The 1,514-nt window shown below is 33.5% G+C and carries 2 protein-coding genes; both read right to left on the bottom strand.

The features are described 5' to 3' along the window. Positions 1-251: 251 nt before the first annotated feature. A complete protein-coding gene (locus H4O20_RS13300; protein ID WP_185099585.1) occupies positions 252-794 on the bottom strand; it encodes a DUF6368 family protein in 543 nt (180 codons plus the stop codon). 158 nt (positions 795-952) lie between these two features. Next, entirely contained in the window at positions 953-1,384 is a 432-nt protein-coding gene (locus tag H4O20_RS13295) for a hypothetical protein (protein ID WP_185099584.1), read from the bottom strand. Between the last annotated feature and the right edge of the window lie 130 nt (positions 1,385-1,514).

The following is a 1,514-nucleotide window of genomic DNA, read 5'->3' as shown; positions in this document are numbered from 1 at the left end:
TGATGGCCCTGGTTTGCAACCAGTCCTACCATAAAATACTGATTATTTTCCTTCCAAATTCGCGCGCTTTACTGATTTTTTAAATAACCTAGCAAGTAAGGGTTATTGCACACAACGGTTTTGTGTATGGTTAGTTGCTTGTTTAAGCAACTAATTTAGTAAACAAAAACGAACGCGAGAAAATTCCGAAGGAATTTTCCAAATAAGCAACGACCAAAGCAATTAATTATACACGTTGTTACCACACGTTTTTATTTCGGAATGTAGAACTTTTTATGTCCAATCCAATTCCTTAAAAATTCTTTATCAGCCAAATGTGTGAACCAAATTTGGTCATTTCCTGTTTTATATTCTAATTCCATTATTTTTCCGCCAACTTGTGAAACTAGTTTTCTTATTTTCTCTTTGTTTTCCGTGAAATCAGGGTCAATTGCTGCCGAAAAATCTACAAATCCGTTTTCAATTTCCATTACTCTGGACATCAATTCAGCAATAAATTTATGTCCAAATTTTTGGTTAGTCCAAGCCATAAATCCGATGTAACATTTTGGAATAAAACCAAGCTTTTTTTCAAATTCAGCTTTTGATTCCGAGTCAAAGTCCTCGTCCTGTTCCGCATCCGAGTAATAAATTCGGAAAGGGTAATCTTCGCCATTATTTTCAACTGTTATATCATAATCCAAGTCATTTTCCAATTCAAATTCCCCACAGGATTCAATTGTTTCTTTAATCCGACTTTTTGATTGTTCAGATAAGTAATTTTTGAAATAAATCAGATTTGTAAATCCTCCCATTGCGTTTTTCTCAAATGTGTGGTAACGTTTAGTATAACCGCAGTTACGGATAAATATACGAGGTTTTTCGGTTAAGCACAGACGTTAGCAATTACGCGTGGATTCGGACGCAGTCGAATCCGCCGTAATTGCGGTTATACATTGTTGTGCAACGTATTTTATTCAACAATAAATTTCATTGGGAAAATCAAATTATTTTTATATGCCTTTCCATTTTGATCTATTAATTTAACTTGATTTGGATATAACATTAATATTTTCTCCAATTCTTTATTCAGTACATCATACTCACTTTTAGCAACTACTTTTGAAATTTCGCCATTTTGTTCAACTACCAAATTCATTCGGATTTCATAAATCCCTTTTGGGAAACTATCAGTCAAAGTCCAATTCAATTTTTTGTTTACAAACTCAAAAATTTCTTTTTTCACACACAAATCGTTTTCATAGCGATTATTCAAATCGGAGCATTTGTCAGTTATCCAATGTGTTGCTTTTACAACAAGTTGCTCATTATTGAGTTCAGTTTCTTTTTGTCCATAGGAAATTCCGAAAATCATTAATATTATTATGAATGTGAGTTTTTTCATATGTTGCACAACGGTCTCGGCTATGAGTAGTTGCGTGGTTTAGCGATTAACTTTGCAAGTACACACCAAGTTGGAAATTCCGCAGGAATTTCCAAAGTAGACGAGAACAAGCAATTACTTATAGCCATTG

The sequence above is a fragment of the Aequorivita sp. 609 genome (genome assembly GCF_014212065.1).
Lineage (GTDB): Bacteria > Bacteroidota > Bacteroidia > Flavobacteriales > Flavobacteriaceae > Aequorivita > Aequorivita sinensis.
This window is presented reverse-complemented; position numbering and strand designations above follow the sequence as displayed.

Excerpts from the sequence above, each read along its gene's own strand:
- H4O20_RS13295 (WP_185099584.1), bottom strand. The coding sequence starts at position 1,384 with ATGAAAAAACTCACATTCATAATAATATTAATGATTTTCGGAATTTCC.
- H4O20_RS13300 (WP_185099585.1), bottom strand. The coding sequence starts at position 794 with ATGGGAGGATTTACAAATCTGATTTATTTCAAAAATTACTTATCTGAA.